Source organism: Runella limosa DSM 17973 (assembly GCF_000482465.1).
In the GTDB taxonomy this organism is placed as follows: domain Bacteria; phylum Bacteroidota; class Bacteroidia; order Cytophagales; family Spirosomataceae; genus Runella; species Runella limosa.
Genome location: NZ_KI519420.1, coordinates 399836 through 419343 on the forward strand (window position 1 = coordinate 399836; position 19508 = coordinate 419343).

The 19508-nt window shown below is 47.5% G+C and carries 10 protein-coding genes; all 10 read left to right on the plus strand.

The genetic code is table 11. The annotated features are described in order from the left end of the window. The first annotated feature begins 432 nt into the window (after positions 1–432). Positions 433–2334 (plus strand): pectinesterase family protein, encoded by a 1902-nt coding sequence (locus K339_RS0111640; RefSeq protein WP_037300196.1) that lies wholly within the window; start codon positions 433–435, stop codon positions 2332–2334. A 386-nt stretch (positions 2335–2720) separates the two neighbouring features. Beyond that, positions 2721–3857: a sialidase family protein gene (locus tag K339_RS33475; protein ID WP_051397965.1), complete on the plus strand. Its 1137-nt coding sequence runs from the start codon at positions 2721–2723 to the stop codon at positions 3855–3857. A 68-nt stretch (positions 3858–3925) separates the two neighbouring features. Beyond that, positions 3926–4816: a sugar phosphate isomerase/epimerase family protein gene (locus K339_RS0111650; RefSeq protein WP_028523729.1), complete on the plus strand. Its 891-nt coding sequence runs from the start codon at positions 3926–3928 to the stop codon at positions 4814–4816. Positions 4817–4820: 4 nt separating this feature from the next. Further along, on the plus strand, positions 4821–7601 hold the full coding sequence (locus tag K339_RS0111655; protein ID WP_037300199.1) for a glycoside hydrolase family 95 protein: 2781 nt from the start codon (positions 4821–4823) through the stop codon (positions 7599–7601). A gap of 18 nt (positions 7602–7619) precedes the next feature. After that, positions 7620–8252, plus strand: coding sequence for a DUF3826 domain-containing protein (locus K339_RS0111660; protein WP_028523731.1), 633 nt, complete (start codon positions 7620–7622; stop codon positions 8250–8252). Positions 8253–8406: 154 nt separating this feature from the next. After that, entirely contained in the window at positions 8407–11625 is a 3219-nt protein-coding gene (locus K339_RS33480) for a SusC/RagA family TonB-linked outer membrane protein (protein WP_051397966.1), read from the plus strand. Positions 11626–11706: 81 nt separating this feature from the next. Then, positions 11707–13467: a RagB/SusD family nutrient uptake outer membrane protein gene (locus K339_RS0111670; protein ID WP_028523732.1), complete on the plus strand. Its 1761-nt coding sequence runs from the start codon at positions 11707–11709 to the stop codon at positions 13465–13467. A 104-nt stretch (positions 13468–13571) separates the two neighbouring features. After that, entirely contained in the window at positions 13572–15299 is a 1728-nt protein-coding gene (locus K339_RS0111675; RefSeq protein ID WP_229598727.1) for a pectate lyase family protein, read from the plus strand. Between the two features lie 141 nt (positions 15300–15440). Next, positions 15441–18566: a DUF6298 domain-containing protein gene (locus K339_RS33485; RefSeq protein ID WP_051397968.1), complete on the plus strand. Its 3126-nt coding sequence runs from the start codon at positions 15441–15443 to the stop codon at positions 18564–18566. A gap of 52 nt (positions 18567–18618) precedes the next feature. Continuing rightward, positions 18619–19508: glycoside hydrolase family 43 protein (locus K339_RS33490; RefSeq protein WP_037300204.1), on the plus strand; the 890-nt coding region annotated here is incomplete at its 3' end.

Here is a 19508-nt window from a genome sequence, read left to right on the forward strand (position 1 = left end):
CATAGACTTTACACCATCCCCGTCCCGACTGCAAGTCGTGACGAGCGCGTAAGCTGTCGCCGACTTGCAGTCGGTGACGCTCTGGAGTAACGTCTCCGACGTTAATTAGTAAGTTGTAAGTCAGAGACTTTACACCATACCCGTCACGACTTACAGTCGGGACGAGCGCGTAAGCTGTCGCCGACTTATAGTCGGGGACGCCCTGGAGTAACGTCTCCGACGTTAATTAGTAAGTTGCAAGTCAGAGACTTTACACCATCCCCGTCCCGACTGCAAGTCGTGACGAGCGCGTAAGCTGTCGCCGACTTGCAGTCGGGGACGCTCTGGTTTAACGTCTCCGACGTTAATTAGTAAGTTGTAAGTCAGAGACTTTATACCATGCCCGTCCCGACTGCAAGTCGTGACGAGCGTGAATAATAAATGATAAAAAATATGAAAAACGTCTTTTTGCTGTATCTTTTGTTGACGGGGTCGTTGTTTGCTCAAACAACCTCTAAAAACTTGTTGATTGTTGCCCAAGACGGTTCGGGAGATTTTACGACGGTGCAAGCGGCATTCAACGCCATTCCGCTCAACAATATGAAAGGAGTGCTGATTCGCATCAAAAAAGGCGTTTACAAGGAAAAGCTGACCCTTGATTCAACCAAAAATTACGTCACTATCATGGGAGAAAACCCTGAAAATACGATTTTGACGTACGATGATTTTTCGGGTAAAATAAACCCACAAGGCGTTAAATTAGGCACGACTACTTCGACCTCAACTCGGATTGTTGCCAATGATTTTACGGCGATTAACATCACCTTTGCCAATTCTGCGGGTCCAGTTGGGCAAGCTGTCGCAATGCTTGTGGATGGAGACCGTGCTCGTTTCATCAATTGCCGTTTTTTAGGATGTCAAGATACCCTGTATCCCAAGCGTGAAGGTACTCATCAGTACTATCAGGACTGCTACATTGAAGGAACGGTCGATTTTATTTTTGGCTGGGCTACGGCCTATTTTCAACGATGCCACATTCGTTCAAAACTCAGCGGAGGGTATTACACGGCAGCTTCTACCCCCCAAGGGCAAGCGCATGGTTTTGTGTTCAACGAATGTACCCTCGACGGTGAATCGCCTGAGGCAAGTGTGTATTTAGGGCGACCGTGGCGAGATTACGCCCAAACGGTGTTTTTGAACTGTACGATGTCAAACGTGGTGAAGCCCGAAGGTTGGCATAATTGGGATAAGGTTCACGCCGAAAAAACTGCTTTTTATGCCGAATATGGTTCAAAAGGAGCGGGTTCCATTGCCTTAAAACGAGTGTCGTGGTCAAAACAGTTGACCGAAATCGAAGCCCAAAAATATACGATTGGAAAGGTACTTGGAGGGAAAGACCAATGGAATCCAGAGGGGCCACTGTTGACGTTTGGCTTGACGAATATCCCTGATACGTCGTTCAACGTCCCTAAAGCGTTTTCTCAACTTCAAAAACAGTACCCAAAAGCCGCTAAAGTATCCTTTTCGCTGCCTATTTCAGTAGTTGAAGAACGAAATGTGACCTATTGTTCGGTAGGTGCTCGCAATTTGCAGCTGGATGTGTTTTACCCCAAAAGCAAGTCCAAAAAAACTCGTCCTGCGGTGTTGGTTATCCACGGCGGCGGCTGGCGTTCGGGCGACCGTACGCACCACGTACCTTTAGCCCAAAAATTAGCGGAACAAGGCTTTGTCGCCGTTACGGTAGAGTACCGCCTTTCAACGGAGGCGTTGTATCCTGCTGCCGTCCACGATTTAAAAACGGCGGTACGCTGGATGCGGGCCAATGCCAAAAAATACCAGATTGACCCCAATAAAATTGCCGCTTTGGGCTTCTCGGCGGGAGGACAATTGGCGGCCTTACTAGGAACAACCAACGACAATCCAGCTTTTGAAGGAAGCCAAGGTGAGTACATGGCTTTCTCAAGCCGAGTCAACGCCATTGTCGATTTGGATGGAACGTTGGCCTTCATTCATCCCGAATCAGGCGAAGGCGACGATAGCAAAGGGATTTCGGCCGCTACGTATTGGTTTGGGTACAACAAAACCCAAAAACCTGAACTGTGGCATGAAGCTGGAGCGTTAAATCACGTAAATAAAAACACGCCTCCTATTTTGTTCATCAATAGCTCGGTGGATCGAATGCACGCTGGCCGTGACGACATGCGGCGAAAACTTGATGCGCTTCATATCTATTCTGAAGTCCATTCTTTTCCCGACGCTCCACATACGTTTGTACTGTTTCATCCTTGGTTTGAACCCGTCTTGAACCACAGCGTTCGGTTCTTAAACAAGGTTTTTGAAACGAAAATAAAGTAGCCTTTTTTAACCAAATCATAGTTTCGTATTTTTTCGAGAAAGGGAGCGCTTTGCTCCCTTTTTTATTGCTAATAAATAAAGCTAAAGTTCTATCCAAGCAGACAGTTCAGGAGGGTTAGTTCTTTTTAAAAAAGTATAATTGTCATCAGGTTTCGGCGGGTAATTCTTGAAAAATTACAAAAACCCCTTTAAATGGCTCAAAAAGCCTTTTTTTAAGAAGCCACCTTAACACAATGAAGTCCTGAAGAGCCCATTGACGGAGAAAAACGACAAATGAGCTGAAAAGAAAAAAGAAAAATCTTTCATTTGTTTTTGTTTTTGTTGCTTTTTTCTTCGTTTGTCAGGAGTAGTTAACCAAAGAAATAACACAATTAGCTTTTGTTTTCATGGTAATCCAACGAGTTTTTATTCCTTTTTTCTTCTGCTTAGTCGTCACTCAAGCTGCTTTTTCGCAATTGGCCAAATGGCAGTCGGGAGTAGTAGTAGATGAGTTTATTTTTGAAACAGCGCCTTTTCCTGAGAGCCACGCCTCAACCATCGCCGAGACGCCCAAAGGTTTGGTCGCGGCTTGGTTTGGAGGAACCAAAGAACGCAATCCAGACGTATGTATTTGGGTCAGCCGTCAGGTAAATGGCAAGTGGACTGCCCCCCAGAACGTAGCCGATGGCGTTGTTAACGACAAACTCCGCTATGCGTGTTGGAACCCCATTTTGTACCAAATTCCGAACGGCGGCCTGATGTTGTTCTACAAAATCGGTCCAAGTCCCTCCGAATGGAAAGGCTGGTTGAAGACCTCTTCAGACGGTGGCCTTACGTGGTCAGAAGCTAAAGCACTGCCCGAAGGGTTTTTAGGCCCGATTAAAAATAAACCCGTATTGCTTTCCAACGGAAACTTAATGTCGCCTACCAGTACGGAAGGCAAAGGCGGTTGGCAAATTCATTTTGAGGTAACGCCCGATTTTGGCAAAACGTGGCGAAAAATAGGCCCCATCAACGACGGCAAAACCATCAACGCCATTCAACCGAGTATTTTGAATCACGGCAAAGGCAAATTGCAGATTTTGGCCCGCAGCCGCAACCGTGCATTAGTGGAAGCGTGGTCAAATGATAATGGCGAAACTTGGTCGGAACTAGCCAAATCAAGTTTGCCCAACAACAACTCTGGTACCGATGCCGTGACGCTCAAAGACGGCCGTCACGCGCTGGTTTACAATCACGTATTGCCTCCAAGTGACTTGGCCAAAGGCCCTCGCACGCCCTTGCACCTTTCTATTTCAAAAGATGGCAAAGAATGGGCGGCAGCAGTGATTTTAGAAGATTCACCGATCAGTCAATATTCGTATCCTTCGGTGATTCAGACGGCCGACGGAATGATTCATGTGATTTATACGTGGCGTCGTCAGCGCATCAAACACGCGGTAGTTGACCCGAAAAAAATGAAGTTAATTCCCATCAAAGAAGGAAAATGGCCTGAGTTGGACGGATACAAAGCCCCTCAACCAATTGAAGCCGCAAAAGACTGAAAACTTTCCAAGTTTTCAAAACTTGGAAAGTCTCGCCAGAATCCTCTAATAACCATAAATAAGTACCCATGCTCACCCAACGTCGTCAATTCCTGAAACAAAGTAGCGTACTAATTGCAAGTATGCTATTGGGAGTGGCGCGTGGGTGGGCGGGTTCAAGTCACCGTTACAAAGTAGCGGTAGTGGATTTGATGATTTTGAAACGTCAAAAATTAAGTGCTTTTCAGCTGACCAAAGAGATTGGTGCCGACGGACTCGAAATCGACATGGGAGGCTTGGGTAATCGGGAAACCTTTGATAACCAATTAGCTAAGTCAGAAGTACGCCAGCAGTTTTTGGACAAAGCCAAAGAACTTCAACTGGAGATTTGTTCGCTGGCAATGACGGGTTTTTATGCCCAGTCGTTTGCGACGCGCCCTACATACCAGCGCATGGTGCAAGACTGCATTGATACCATGAAAGCCATGAACGTCAAGGTAGGTTTTTTGCCATTGGGTGTTCAGGGAGATTTGGTCAAAAACCCAGAGCTGAGACCTGCGATTGTCGAACGCCTAAAAGTAGTGGGGAAAATGGCCAAAAAAGCAGGGATAGTGATTGGCATCGAAACGTCGTTGGACGCTCAAGGAGAAGTAGAATTATTGAAAGAAATAGGCTCTAAGCACATTCAAATCTATTTCAATTTTTCGAACCCGCTCAAGGCAGGGCGAAACTTGCTGAAAGAACTTAAAATACTGGGTCGCAAGCGTATTTGCCAAATTCACTGTACCGATGAAGACGGGGTTTGGCTTGAGCATAATACCCGCCTCGACCTCAACAAAGTAAAAGAAACGCTCGACGAAATGAAGTGGGACGGCTGGCTGGTTATCGAGCGTTCCCGCGATGCCAAAGAGCCGCACAACGTCAAGAAAAATTTTGGAGCTAATACCCAATACCTCAAATCCATTTTTCAGGCCTCTTAAACGGATGAAAAAACTGCTTCTTCATATTCTTTTATTCCCTTTCTTGGGTTATGCGCAAGACTACAAGCTGTGGTACACTGCGCCTGCCGAGAAATGGACGGAAGCATTGCCGATTGGGAACGGCAGAGTAGGAACGATGGTGTTTGGAGGGGTGAACAAAGACCGTATTCAGTTCAACGAAGAAACCTTGTGGACGGGCGAGCCGCGTAATCCTAACCGACCTAATGCCGCGAATTATTTGGCCGAAATGCGTCAATTATTGGCTGAAGGAAAACAAAAAGCGGCTGAACAACTGGCCGAAACCCATTTTATGGGCCTAAAAACCCAAGCAGGTAAGAAGGAGCAGTGGACAAGCGATATGCTGGCTTTGAAAGGGCTGGAAGGAAATCCTGCGTTGCCAGACTATGACGACGCGACTTGGGAAACGATGGCTGTTCCAGCGTATGAAGGTTGGGAAACCGTTGGGTTTGAGGGCTTAGATGGAGCCGTTTGGTTTCGGACGGTAGTCGATATTCCCGCCAACTGGCAAGGAAAAAATGTGGTGCTGGATTTGAACCGCGTTCGTGATTATGATTTGACCTACGTCAACGGGCAACTGGTGGGTACAACCAATAATATGGATCCCCGCAAATACCGCATTCCTGCCAATGTACTTCGGACGGGACGAAATGTGATTGCAGTTCAGGTGCTGAACTACGTGGATAAAGGAGGCATCGCAGGTTATAAAGATACTTCGCGGCCCATTGGGCTCTATCCTGAGGGCGAACCGAGTGCGTTGATTTCGTTGGTAAAACCTTGGAAATATAAAATTCAAGATGATAATCCGCCCGTGACTCCAAAATACCAGGCCGATTATCAGCCGTTTGGGGATTTGACGTTGACATTTTCAGATTTGGGAGAAATTAGCAACTATCGCCGCGAACTCAGCTTATCGGAAGCACTTTGTAAAACTAGTTTTAGCGCCAACAGAACGCGTTTTACCCGAACGTATTTTGTGAGCCAGCCTCAACAAGTCATGGTCGTTCGCTTAGAAGCTGACCGCAAAGCTAGTTTGTCTCTTACAGCCGCGTTGAGTAGTTCGCACAAAGGCTACTTACTTCGTCGCGTGGACAATCACACGCTGGCATTGTCGGTAAGAGTGAAAAATGGTGCGTTGAAAGGTGAAAGTTACTTGACAGTGCAGCTGCAAAATGGCACGCTTACATGCACCGACCAAGGCATTGAAATTGAAAAAGCCGACAAGGTTACGTTTTACCTAGCAGCGGCGACCAACTACGTCAATTACCAAGATATTTCGGCCAACCCAAGGGTGCTTTGTGAAAAAACAATCGCGGCTATTGGGAAAAAAACGTACGAAGAAATACGAACGGCTCACCTGAAAGAATACCAATCGTACTACCAAACGTTCTCGATTCATCTGGGGAAAACCCAAGCCGACGACCTTCCTACGAATCAGCGTCTTGCACAGTTTGGCCAAACCTCAGACCCTGCTTTAATGGCGCTTTACGTACAATACGGCCGTTATTTACTCATTTCTAGTTCGCGACCTAACACCCGCCCCGCCAATTTGCAGGGGATTTGGAACGACCTACTGACGCCACCTTGGGGAAGTAAATATACCACAAATATCAACGCCGAAATGAACTATTGGGGTGCCGAAGTGCTCAACCTTTCGCCGTTGCACGAGCCGTTGTTGAAAATGGTAAAGGAATTGTCGGTGGTGGGGCGCGAAACGGCCCGCACCTACTACAACGCACGCGGTTGGGTCGTCCACCACAATACTGATATTTGGCGAAATACTACCCCCATCAATGCCTCCAATCACGGCATTTGGGTAACGGGAGCGGCATGGCTTAGTCAGCATTTATGGGAACATTATTTATTTACCCAAAATAGAGAATACCTCCAAAAAACGGCCTATCCGATTATGAAAGAGGCTTCGGCCTTTTTTGTGGATTTTTTGGTGAAAGACCCGAAAACGGGTTGGTTAATCAGTACTCCCTCCAACTCACCCGAAAACGGCGGGCTGGTTGCGGGGCCAACGATGGATCACCAAATCATTCGCGGATTGCTCAAGAGTTGCATCGCGGCGTCGGAAGTCTTGAAAATAGACGAAGATTGGCGAAAAACACTGCAACAGACGTACGTCCAAATCGCTCCCAATCAAATAGGAAAATACGGGCAGCTACAAGAGTGGCTCGAAGACAAAGACGATACAACCAACAAGCATCGCCACGTATCGCACCTGTGGGGGCTACACCCAGGCAACGAAATCAACTGGGATGAAACTCCCGAGCTGACCAAAGCCGCCCGCCAATCGCTGCTGTACCGTGGCGACGAAGGAACGGGTTGGAGTTTGGCGTGGAAAATTAACTTTTGGGCACGTTTCAAAGACGGTGAACATGCCCCAAAAATGGTAAAAATGTTATTGCGACCTGCCTCGGGAGCAGGTGGGTCGTATGCCAATTTATTTGACGCTCACCCGCCGTTTCAGATTGATGGAAATTTTGGGGGCTCGGCAGGCATCGTTGAGATGTTGCTACAAAGTCACACGCAGTTTATTGATATTCTCCCTGCTTTGCCCGCTGAGTTATCGGAAGGAACTGTGCGGGGTATCAAAGCAAGAGGAGGTTTTGAGCTGGATTTTAGCTGGGAAAAAGGCAAGCTCACGAACCTAAAAATTGCCTCAACTGCGGGAAGTCCTTGTACCCTTCGCTACGCGGGGAAAGTGACGAAATTGGCCATAAAGAAAGGGCAAGTGGTTGAATTAAAAGAGTTTAGGTAGAAATATAATTAATTGAAAATGAAAAAATTATTGTTTGTTTTTATGGTTGTTGCCACTACGGCAGTGGGGCAAACCAACGACAAAGAGGCGTCGTACGAACAAGTGGTGATGCAGCGCGCCCAAAAGATTGTAGCGACGTTGCAACTGCCTGATTCAGTCCAGTTCAAGCGGGTGAGCAGCCGAGTTGCTCAACAATACCTCAGACTGAATACCATCCACGAAGGGCTGAAAACGGCTAAAAAAGCATTGACCGAACCGTCGGAAGAAAAAGTAAAACAGTTAGAGTCGGAAACGAACGTTCAACTGGGGCAATTACACAAAAACTACCTTGCTGACCTTGTCAAAGATCTCACGCCCGCCCAAGTTGACCAAATAAAAGACGGAATGACGTACGGTGTGTTGCCCAAAACGTACCGAGGCTACCAAGAAATGTTACCCGATTTGACCGAAACCCAAAAAGCCCAAATCCTGACGTGGCTCACCGAAGCCCGCGAGTTGGCCATGGATGCCGATACGTCGGAGAAAAAACATGCGTGGTTTGGTAAGTACAAAGGAAAAATCAACAACTACTTATCGGCCCAAGGTATCGATATGAAAAAGGCGGGCCAAGACTGGGAAAAACGAATCAAAGAAGCAAAAAACAAATCTTAATGTGCCTCGGTGCACGTGGGTGCTCACAACCTAAGGTGTGCTGTGCCAGCGGTTGCTCACAACCGCGCCTCCGTGCACGTGGTTGCTCACAACCACGACTTCAAAATACCAATAAACCTCAAACTAAGTTCAAAACTAATCCAATTACTCTTCAATGAATCCTTTTTTACAAACCAAACTAACATGGGACAAAAGCCTCACCAAGGCGTGTCTCACGGCGGTAGTAGCTGTTTGTTTTATGGGAGTTTCCTACGCTGAAAAACAGGGAGGAACTACGCCAAAAACAACCGTGAAAACGGCCGCAATTACCGTAACAGGAAATGTAAAGGACGCTGCTGGGCAACCTATTCCAGGGGCCAACGTAATTATTAAAGGCACGAAAGTAGGGACATTTACCAACGGTGAAGGGAATTTTAAAATTGATGTGCCTAAAGGGAACGAAATCCTAGTGATTAGCTCAGTAGGGTATAAAATGCGGGAAGTGGCCGTTAATGGCCAAACCAACATTAACCTAACCCTCGACGATGACGTGGCTTCCATCAGCGAAGTAGTCGTAGTCGGTTATGGTTCGCAGAAAAAAGTGAGCCTTACGGGAGCGGTGGCCGCCGTTGACATGAAAGCCATTCAAGAATTACCCGTCGGGAGTTTGTCGGCGGCGTTGCAAGGCCAAATGCCAGGGGTAGGCGTTTCGGGAGGAATGAGCCGCCCAGGGGACAATGCCCAGCTGACGGTTCGGAATCCGATTGTTTTATCCAAAGATGGTGGTACGTTACGCCCTTTGTTTGTGATTGACAACGTGGTACGAACCGAAGACGATTTTAACCTTTTGGACGTATCGGAAGTAGAAGCGATTTCGGTCTTGAAAGATGCCGCAGCGGCTATTTACGGAGCGCGTTCTAACCAAGGGGTAGTGGTGGTAAGCACCAAACGCGGAAAAGCAGGCGCACCCAAATTTAGCTACAGTGGCTCGGTAGGGGTATCGGATGCGGCGATGTTGCCCAAAATGATGAATGGGTACGAACATGCTACCTATATGAACGACCTCAATTTTGCAGGTGGAAAAGCAGCCACCGACCCGTTGATCTATACCCAAGACGAACTCGACCATTTTAAACAAAACAACTACGATTGGTTAAAAATGGCGTGGAAACCTTCGTCAGTGATGCGTCATGCGCTCAATGTGAGCGGAGGAAGTGAGCGGGCTACGTACTTTGCAGGGATTACCTACAATGCCCAAAACGCCAATTTCGACAAGATTAACGCCAACAAATGGACGTTTCGTGCCAGCGCTGACATCGTGGTGGCAAAAGGGCTAAAAACGGGCTTGTCGTTGAGCGGTGATTTGTACGACAAACAAATGTATTACCTCAAACAAGGCGGCGAAAACCCCGAAAACGACATGAAGTCGCTGCTGTTTACGCCGCAGTTTAACCCACCTTATGTAAACGGTCTTCCAGTATTGTTGTCAAATGCAGGGAACGTAAATACAGTTGACGCGTTCCACTTTTTTGAAGTTCAAAACTCAGATAACTTCACCCGTACACGTAATACGGGCTTGAACGTTACGGCCAATATTGACTACGAAATACCTTTCATCAAAGGCTTGAAAGCCCGCGTATTGTTTGCCAAAACCCTTGATAATAGCTTCGGAAAGCAATACGGGACGAAGTATAATGTGTATGCCTTCAGTATGTTAGGTCAGAATAAACACATCTACGGAGGCGATATTTTACGGACGGTATCTATGAATAATGGCGACCGCGTGCGTATCAACCCAAGCTATAACGATACGTACCAATTTAACGGCTATTTGAACTACGACCGCCAATTTGGGAAACATCACGTGTCGGGAATTGCCTTTTTTGAACAATCGGAAACCAACTACGACAACGTGGCCGCGATGGCCGAAGGCGTTATTCTTGGGGGATTGCCTAATATGCGTTATGCCACAGGTACTCAAACGGCTTCTGAAAGCCAATCAGAGTCAGGAAACTTGTCGTATGCAGGTCGTATCAATTACAATTATGCCAACAAGTACTTACTCGAAATGGCTGCCCGTTATGACGCCTCTACCAACTTTGCCCCCGAATACCGCTGGGGCTTTTTCCCGTCAGTGTCGGCTGGTTGGGTGATTTCGGACGAAAACTTCTTCAAAAACAACGTGTCTTTTGTTGACTTCTTGAAATTCCGTGGGTCAGTGGGCTTTATGGGGGGAGATGCCACCAAAGCCTATAACTGGCTAACAAGCTACTCTATCCAAACGGGCAAAGGAGCTGTGTTTGGCGGAAACAGCGACCGTCCGTTGATTATTTCTCCCAATAATGCCATGGCCAACCGTCAGGCACGTTGGGACAACAACACAAAATATAACTTCGGGATTGATGCGCAATTCCTGAAAAATCGCTTGTCGTTGGGGTTAGATGCCTTTTATGATCATCGTTACAACATGCTGACAGCCTTGACTTCGTCGGTTCCATTGCTCGTCGGGGCAACTCTTCCGTCGGAAAACTATGCGTCAGTCGATGGTTTTGGCTACGAAATCTCATTGGGCTGGGCTGACAAAATTACCAACGATTGGACGTATAAAGTCAACGCGTTTTTGTCGTGGAGTGACAACAAACAATTGAAGGTAGATGTGGACAAAGGTAAAATAGGCACTTACGAAGATCCTATCGGAAAATCTACTGACATGGGCGTGCAAGGCTACCAATATGCGGGAATGTTCCGCACGCAGCAAGACGTGGACAGCTGGTTGGAGAAAAACCCAGGCTATACCATTTTTGGGGCTGCTCCTAAGCCAGGAATGCTTTATTATCAGGACGTGCGAGGGCCAAAAGATGCAACAGGACAATACACCGCTCCCGACGGGAAAATTACGACGGATGACCAGTTGTTTTTAACCAAAAAAGCAAACAATCATTACGGATTGGGTTTCAATGTAAGCACTACCTACAAAAACTTATCGGTATCGGTCGTAATGGGGGCTTCGTTTGGAGGGCAAGCCGTCATCGAATCATCAGCGCGTAATCAAGCGACCCTGACGGCCAACCGCCCGCAGTTCTGGGCTGATCACTGGACACCACAAAATACTTCTGCTGCTTATCCAAGCCCTTATTATAGAGATACTTACCAAGTACTGTCTGATTTTTGGTTTGCCAATTCGTTGTCGGCAGGGATGCGTAACTTCAATGTTTCGTATGGATTACCTGCGAAGGCAGCAAAAAAATTGGGCATGAGCAACCTGAAGGTGTATCTGGTGGCGGTGAATCCGTTCAATTTCTACAATCCATACAGCTACAAAGCGTACTCAGGAAGCTACGATGCGTACCCAACTTTGCGCTCGTTCTCGTTGGGGGTAAATCTTGGTTTGTAGTGAAAGCGGTTGCTCACAACCGCGTCATAACCTGTTAGTAATGAACAAAAAAGGTGGTTCGCCACAAAACAAATGACAACAATGAAACGTAACTATTTTTCTATACTCAGCCTTTTGGGACTGCTTGGACTGGCAAGTTGCGAAAAGGTACTCGATAAAACCGATTTAGGCTCGGTCAACGGAAGCCTTATTTTTAAAGACTCAGTCCTTGCGCGGATGAATTTGGACTATATCTACGATCAAAACCTGCCTACGTGGGGAGGTACGTGGGGAAGTCGCCCTGATCTTTCGGACGAATCATCGGGTGAAAGCAAGTTTTTTGAAGGAACTCTCTTGGTAAACGATGTTGGAGATTTTGGAACGGCGCTCAATGCGACAAACAACTACGGAAAAATTCGGGTGATTAATACCTTTATCAATGACGTAAACGCAGGAACAATTGCCCAAGGTGCTAAAAACCGCCTCAACGCGCAGGCTCAGTTCTTTCGGGCGTGGCGTTATTTTGACTTGGTTCGTTTGTATGGAGGCGTGCCTTTGGTCACAAAACCCCTTCAAGCTGTGGGAGTAGAAGCGCGTGATGCAGCGTTTTTGTCAAGAAATACCACCACTGAAACCTACAAGCAAATCGCCAGCGATTTAGATTCTGCCATGTTGTTTTTGCCTGGGAAATGGGGCTCGTCCGATTGGGGACGTATTACCAAAGGAGGAGCTGCTGCGCTCAAAGGCAAAGCGTTGTTGTACGCCGCCAGTCCACAATTTAACCCAACGGATGATGCTGCTAAGTGGCAAGCGTCGTATGCAGCCAACAAACAGGCGTATGATTTGTTGGTGGCAAACGGATACGGCCTTCATTCGTCGTTTGACCAGCTTTGGTTTCAGGAAGTGAATAATCCAGAAGCGGTTTTCTTGACGGGGTTCAATACCTCAACGGGTGATCAAACCAGAAAAAACAACGGCTACGATAACTCTACTCGGCCATCGTACGCAGGTACGGCGGGAGGTTCCAATCAGCCTTCGTGGGAAATGGTAAAAGCATTCCCGATGAAAGACGGTAAAAAAGTGGGAGAATCGACGAAGTATACCTATTCCGACCAATTGTTCTATAAAAACCGTGACCCTCGTTTTGACAAAACCATCGCGTATAACGGCGTAAACTGGCCTTTAAACGGAAATACTTCTTACAAACTTTGGACGTATTTTGTGAGTAACAAAACAGTAGAAGTAAAGGCTTCAAACACGGGCTTTTATACACGAAAGGCGATTAACCCAACAGTAGGCGTAAGTGATGTACAGTTTTCTGGTACCGACTGGATTGAAATTCGTTTTGCGGAAGTGTTGCTTAATTTAGCCGAAAGTGCTTGCGGCATCAACAGCCTCGACGAAGCTTATACGCACCTTAAAGCCATTCGCAAAAGAGCGGGCATTGAAGCAGGAACCGACGGAATGTACGGCCTAAAATCCAACATGACGCGTGCCGAAATGTTTGATGCGATTTTGTTTGAGCGTCAGATTGAGTTTGCTTTTGAAGGAAAGCGTTTTTGGGATTTGCGTCGTTGGAAACTTATTGAGAAGACGTTGAACGGCAAAAGAAGAACGGGCGTCACCATTAACCTTAAAACAACGGGCGTACCTGCCGATTTTGCGACCAATCGCGACAATGTTGATTTGGACGTAGCTTATACCAATTATTTCACGATTGTGACAAAACAATTGGATACTAAATATGCAATCAACTGGAAGCCAGAGTATTATTTCTTCGCTATCCCGCAGTCGGCCATTGACAATAATCCTAAGATTATTCAAAATAATACGTGGGGCGGCGGCTTTGATCCTTTGAAGTAAAAAATCACCTCACCCCTTGCCCCTCTCCTTGTAGGCGAGGGGTAAAATATAAGACCGCGACGGGTTACCGTGAGGAGGCAGGGGTGAGATAAAAAAACAAATCTATGACAAAGACAGTGATCACACCAGACTTAGAATTATACAATACTGGTTTTCTAAAAAATCAGCGGCTATCTGCGCTTGAAAATCTGCGTCATCTGCGGACTAAATTTTCATCACTTTTGGTGATAGCGGTGTTACTGGGAACAAAACAGTCCGTTTTGGCCCAGTATCCGCAAGTCCCCCAAGACGTGCAAAAAGCCAGCGACGATATGCTCAAAGAAGCGATGCACCAGTCGAATATTGCTTGGCAAAAGGCATTACCCATCATTCAAAAAGAATCCCGCGAGGGAAAACCGTACATTCCGTGGGCAGCACGTCCTGTCGATTTACCGCAAGCTTCGATTCCCGCTTTTCCAGGAGCAGAGGGGGGAGGAGCCTTTTCGTTTGGCGGTCGCGGGGGAAAAGTCTATGTCGTTACGAGTTTAGAAGACAATGGCCCAGGTACATTGCGGGAAGCGTGCGAACAAGGCGGGGCGCGTACCATTGTGTTTAATGTCGCAGGTATCATTCGTCTCAAAACTCCCTTGATTATCCGCGCTCCTTACGTTACGATTGCAGGGCAGACTGCCCCAGGTGATGGCGTTTGCGTAGCGGGTGAGTCGGTTTGGATCAATACGCACGATGTCGTAATTCGGTATATGCGTTTTCGTCGGGGAGAAACTTTTGTAGGCCGCCGTGATGACTCCATCGGTGGAAATCCCATTGGGAATATCATCATCGATCACGTCTCGTCAAGTTGGGGGCTAGACGAAAATATGTCGATGTACCGTCACATGTACAACGACAGTACGGGAGCCATTGAACAAAAGCTACCCACGGTCAATATTACCATTCAAAACTCCATTTTTTCGGAAGCATTAGATACGTGGAACCACGCCTTTGGAAGTACGTTAGGGGGCGAAAACTGCACCTTTATGCGCAACCTTTGGGCCGATAACGCGGGGCGTAATCCTTCGATTGGTTGGTTTGGAGTCTTCAATTTCGTCAATAATGTGGTCTTTAACTGGGTACACCGCTCGGTGGACGGCGGTGATTACCGCGCGATGTACAATATTGTCAACAATTATTTTAAGCCAGGGCCATTGACCCCCAAAGATTCACCCATCGGGTACCGTATTTTGAAACCCGAATCAGGCAGAAGCAAATTGGGCTACTTGACGTTTGGGCGGGCGTACGTAAACGGTAACGTAGTAGAAGGAAACGACGTGGTAACCAAGGATAACTGGAACGGTGGGGTACAAGTCGAAAACTTTAAAAATGCCGATAAATACATGCCAGACATCAAAGTGAATGCGCCACTTCCGATGCCCGAAATGACGATTCTACCTACCGCCAAAGCCCACGATTATGTATTGGCCAATGCAGGAGCTACTTTGCCAAAACGTGACCCTGTGGACACGCGCATTGTGGAGCAAGTTCGTACGGGAAAAATTACGTATTTAGAAGACGTAAAACTTCCTGAGACGCAGTTTAAGCACCGTCGTTTGCCCATTGATTCGTACAAACAAGGTATCATTACGGACATTGCGCAAGTAGGCGGGTATCCTGACTACAAAGGAACTCCTTATGTCGATACCGATAAAGACGGAATGCCTGATGCTTGGGAAACGAAGAACGGTCTCAACCCACGCGACCCATCGGATGCAAGTGCGGATAAAAACAAGGATGGCTATACCAATATCGAGGACTACCTCAATAGCGTAGTGTCGGTAAAACAGGTTAAACCCTAGTTTTACTTGTGCTGAGGGTTGCTCACAACCCGACGAATAAAATGTCGAGTGCAGAGGGCAGAATGTCGAATATTATGTTCCTCGTGCTGAGGGTTGCTCACAACCCGACCAAATCATAAACGAATTAAGTAAACGTCCGTTTTGAGAGCATTTTTTTTACATACATTCCTTTTTCTAACGCTGGCCATAAGAGGTGAGCTTCAGGCTCAAACTCCCAAACCTGTCAAGAAACAACCCCCTGTTTACCAAAATGAGCAGGGGCATTTGGTTTACACCCCTGATTCTCTCGGCAACCGCATCCCCGATTTTTCGTACTGTGGGTATCGGGCAGGTACCGAGGCCATTCCCGACGTACCGATTCAGGTTGTAGTAAACACGCAAAAAGGCGATGCAACCCACCGCATTCAGGCGGCGATTGATTATGTAGCTACATTGCCATTGGATAAAAACGGATTCAGAGGGACGGTTTTGCTAGGAAAAGGAACGTTTGAAGTGGCAGGTCAGTTGACAATCAACACATCGGGGGTCGTACTGCGGGGAAGTGGCATGGGAGAAAATGGCACGACCGTCGTCGGAACGGGTACGTCACGCGACCATTTGGTCAATGTAATAGGGAAGCAAAATGGGCTTTCAACAACCCGTTTTCGAGTGACTAACCCTTACGTACCCGTCAATGCAACGACCCTATCCGTCGATGACGCGTCGGGTTTAAAAGTAGGTGATGTCGTACAAGTGCGTCGCCCTTCTACGAAAGAATGGATTCAAGTACTCGGAACAGACCACTTTGGCGGAGGGGTAACCGCCTTGGGGTGGAAAGCTGGGCAGCGCGATATTTTATGGGATAGAGTGATTACTGCCATTTCAGGAAATACTCTTACCCTAGACGCTCCCCTAACGACCGCTCTTGAAGCGGCGTACGGAGGAGCTACGGTGGCGCGTTATGAACAACAGCGTGCCATTGCCAATGTAGGGATCGAAAACCTACGATTGATTTCTACGTTTGATGCCACTAACCCCAAAGACGAAGACCATCGCTGGGTCGCAGTTTCGTTCGACCAAGTGCAAGATGCGTGGATACGCCAAGTGATATTTAAGCATTTTGCGGGTGCTGCGGTGAGTGTTTTATCCGCCGCTCGACGCATTACCGTAGAAGATTGCCTAGCGTTAGAGCCCGTTTCAGAAATTGGGGCAGAACGCCGTTATACGTTTTTTACCCAAGGTCAACAATGCCTTTTTCAACGTTTATATGCCGAAAACGGCTACCATGATTTTGCCGTGGGATACTGTGCCGCAGGGCCCAATGCTTTTGTGCAATGCGAATCTTATTTACCACATAGCTTTAGCGGAACCATCGACAGCTGGGCGTCGGGTGTATTGTTTGACATCGTCAACGTCGATGGGCAAGCCTTGAGTTTTGCGAATCGTGGTCAAGACGGTCAAGGGGCAGGTTGGACGGCGGCCAACAGCGTATTTTGGCAATGCACTGCGGCCAAAGTCGATTGTCCAAAGCCTCCTACGGCTCAAAATTGGGCGTTTGGTACGTGGGCACAGTTTACGGGAAATGGGCATTGGGAAATGTCCAACGAACACATTCGCCCCCGAAGTTTGTATTATGCCCAACTCTCTGAACGCATCGGTAGCTCGGCCACCGCTCGGGCAATACTGATGCCCGTAGCGTCGGAAGCGTCGAGTAGCCCTAAAGTAGAAGTAGCGATGGCGTTGACGCGACTGGCAGAACAGCCCGTGCTGACTTTTCCTGAATTTATTCAAAAAGCCCCCGAACGACAGTCGATACCAACCCAATCGTTGGCCAAAACAGTGGAGCAGCTAGGGCTAAAAACTCCCGCGACGAGCTCTATTTTGCCCGCTTTAGAAGTAAAAAATGGATGGCTGGTGCGCGGGAATGTCGTACAAACGGGCAAGCGACAAGAAGTGCCTTGGTGGAATGGAAGCGCGCGTCCGCACGGGTTGGAAAATGCCAAACCTCATTTGACTCGCTTTGTGCCTCGGATGACGGGGCGTGGCCTTACCGACAACCTGAATGAAGTAAGTGATTGGATGAGAGCCAATAACGTGCTGGCGATTGACCATAATTATGGCCTTTGGTACGACCGCCGCCGCGATGACCACGAGCGCATCCGACGCATGGATGGCGAAGTGTGGACCCCCTTTTATGAATTGCCATTTGCGCGGAGCGGAAAAGAAACGGCTTGGGATGGCCTGAGTAAATACGATTTGACGCAGTATAATCGGTGGTATTGGAGCCGTCTCCAACGGTTTGCCCAATTGGCCGACCAAAAAGGGCTGATTCTGATTCATCAAAACTATTTTCAACACAACATTATTGAAGCGGGAGCGCACTATGCCGATTTTCCGTGGCGTCCTGCCAATAACCTCAACCAAACGGGCTTTCCCGAACCCGTGCCTTACGCGGGGGACAAACGAATTTTTATGGCGGAGCAGTTTTACGATGTTTCGCACCCCGTTCGTCGGCAGTTGCACCGCGCGTACATTCGCCAATGCCTCGATAATTTTTCAGGACAATCGGGGGTCATTCAGTTGATAAGTGCTGAATATACGGGTCCGTTAGCGTTTGTGCAATTTTGGCTCGATGTTATCAAAGAGTGGGAAAAAGAAAATAAGAAAAAGGTGCTGGTGGGCCTAAGCGCAACCAAAGATGTGCAGGATGCGATTTTGGCGGATGCAACCCGCGCCGCAGTTGTCAATCTGATAGACATTCGCTACTGGCATTACCAAGCCAATGGAACACCTTATGCTCCCGCAGGGGGGCAAAACTTAGCGCTTCGCCAACATGCGCGCTTGCTTTCTCCCAAACGCAGTTCCTTTGACCAAGTATATCGTGCTGTCAGTGAGTATCGTCAACAATTTCCTGATAAAGCTGTGATGTACTCGGGGGATAGTTTTGATGCGTTTGGTTGGGCAGTACTTTTGGCGGGTGGATCCATGGCGAATATCCCCCCTGTAGCCGACAACCAGTTTGCAAAAGAAGTTGCTCAGATGAAACCATTGCCTCAAACGCAGTCAAATCAGTGGGTATTAGGTAACCCTAACCATGGATTTGTCATTTATACTGATGCTTCAGAAGTAACGCTTGATTTAACTGCGGTCCCCCACTCATTTTCGGTGAAATTTATTCATCCCAAAACGGGAGAAGTGGTCTCATCTAATAACTCTGTGAAGGGTGGGAGCGTAGTAACTATCAAAAACCAGACAGGGGCAGCTTCAGTCATTTGGCTGAAAAAATAATCCATTCCAAAGTTTCAAACCTTGGAATGGTTCAAACCATTAACGTTTTCCAATGAAACGACTTTTATCCCTTTTTCTCCTCACATGTTTATGCTGCTCGTGCCGCAAAGACGTGTGGCTATTTACTTCTTTTCACGAGCCCGCCAACGAGGGCTTACGAATGCTATACAGCTACGACGGTCGCCACTGGAATGACCTCAATAAAACCTTATTGAAGCCCGAAATCGGAACGCAGAAAGTAATGCGTGACCCCTCGATAGCCAGAGGAAAAGAGGGTACGTATCATTTGGTTTGGACAACGAGCTGGAAGGGTGACAAAGGGTTTGGCTATGCCAGTTCGAAAGACTTGGTTCATTGGTCGGAGCAACGGCTCTTGCCTGTGATGGCGCATGAGGCAACCACCGTCAATGTGTGGGCGCCCGAGCTATTTTATGACGATGACGCCGACCGATTTATCATTATTTGGGCTTCCACCGTTCCGTTTCGTTTTCCTCGGGGGATTGAAGACGAAGACAACAATCATCGAATGTATTGTACCACAACCAAAGATTTTAAAACATTCACCCCCACCCAACTTTTCTTTGACCCAGGCTTTAGTGTGATTGATGCGGTGATTGTCAAGCGTCAAAAAAACGACTATGTGTTGGTTCTAAAAGATAACACCCGTCCCGAACGAAACCTGAAAGTAGCCTTTGGTAAAACTCCGCTAGGGCCTTTTGAAAACGTATCGGTGCCATTTAGCAAAAAATTTACGGAAGGGCCTTCGGTCACCAAGTTAGGAGACGAATGGCTAATTTACTTTGACACCTACCAAGACAAACGCTACGACGTCGTTCGGACGAAAGATTTTAACAGCTTTATCGACGAAAATACCCATATCGCTGTACCGCAAGGACACAAGCACGGGACTATTTTTAAAGGAAGTAAAAAAGTCCTGAAGGG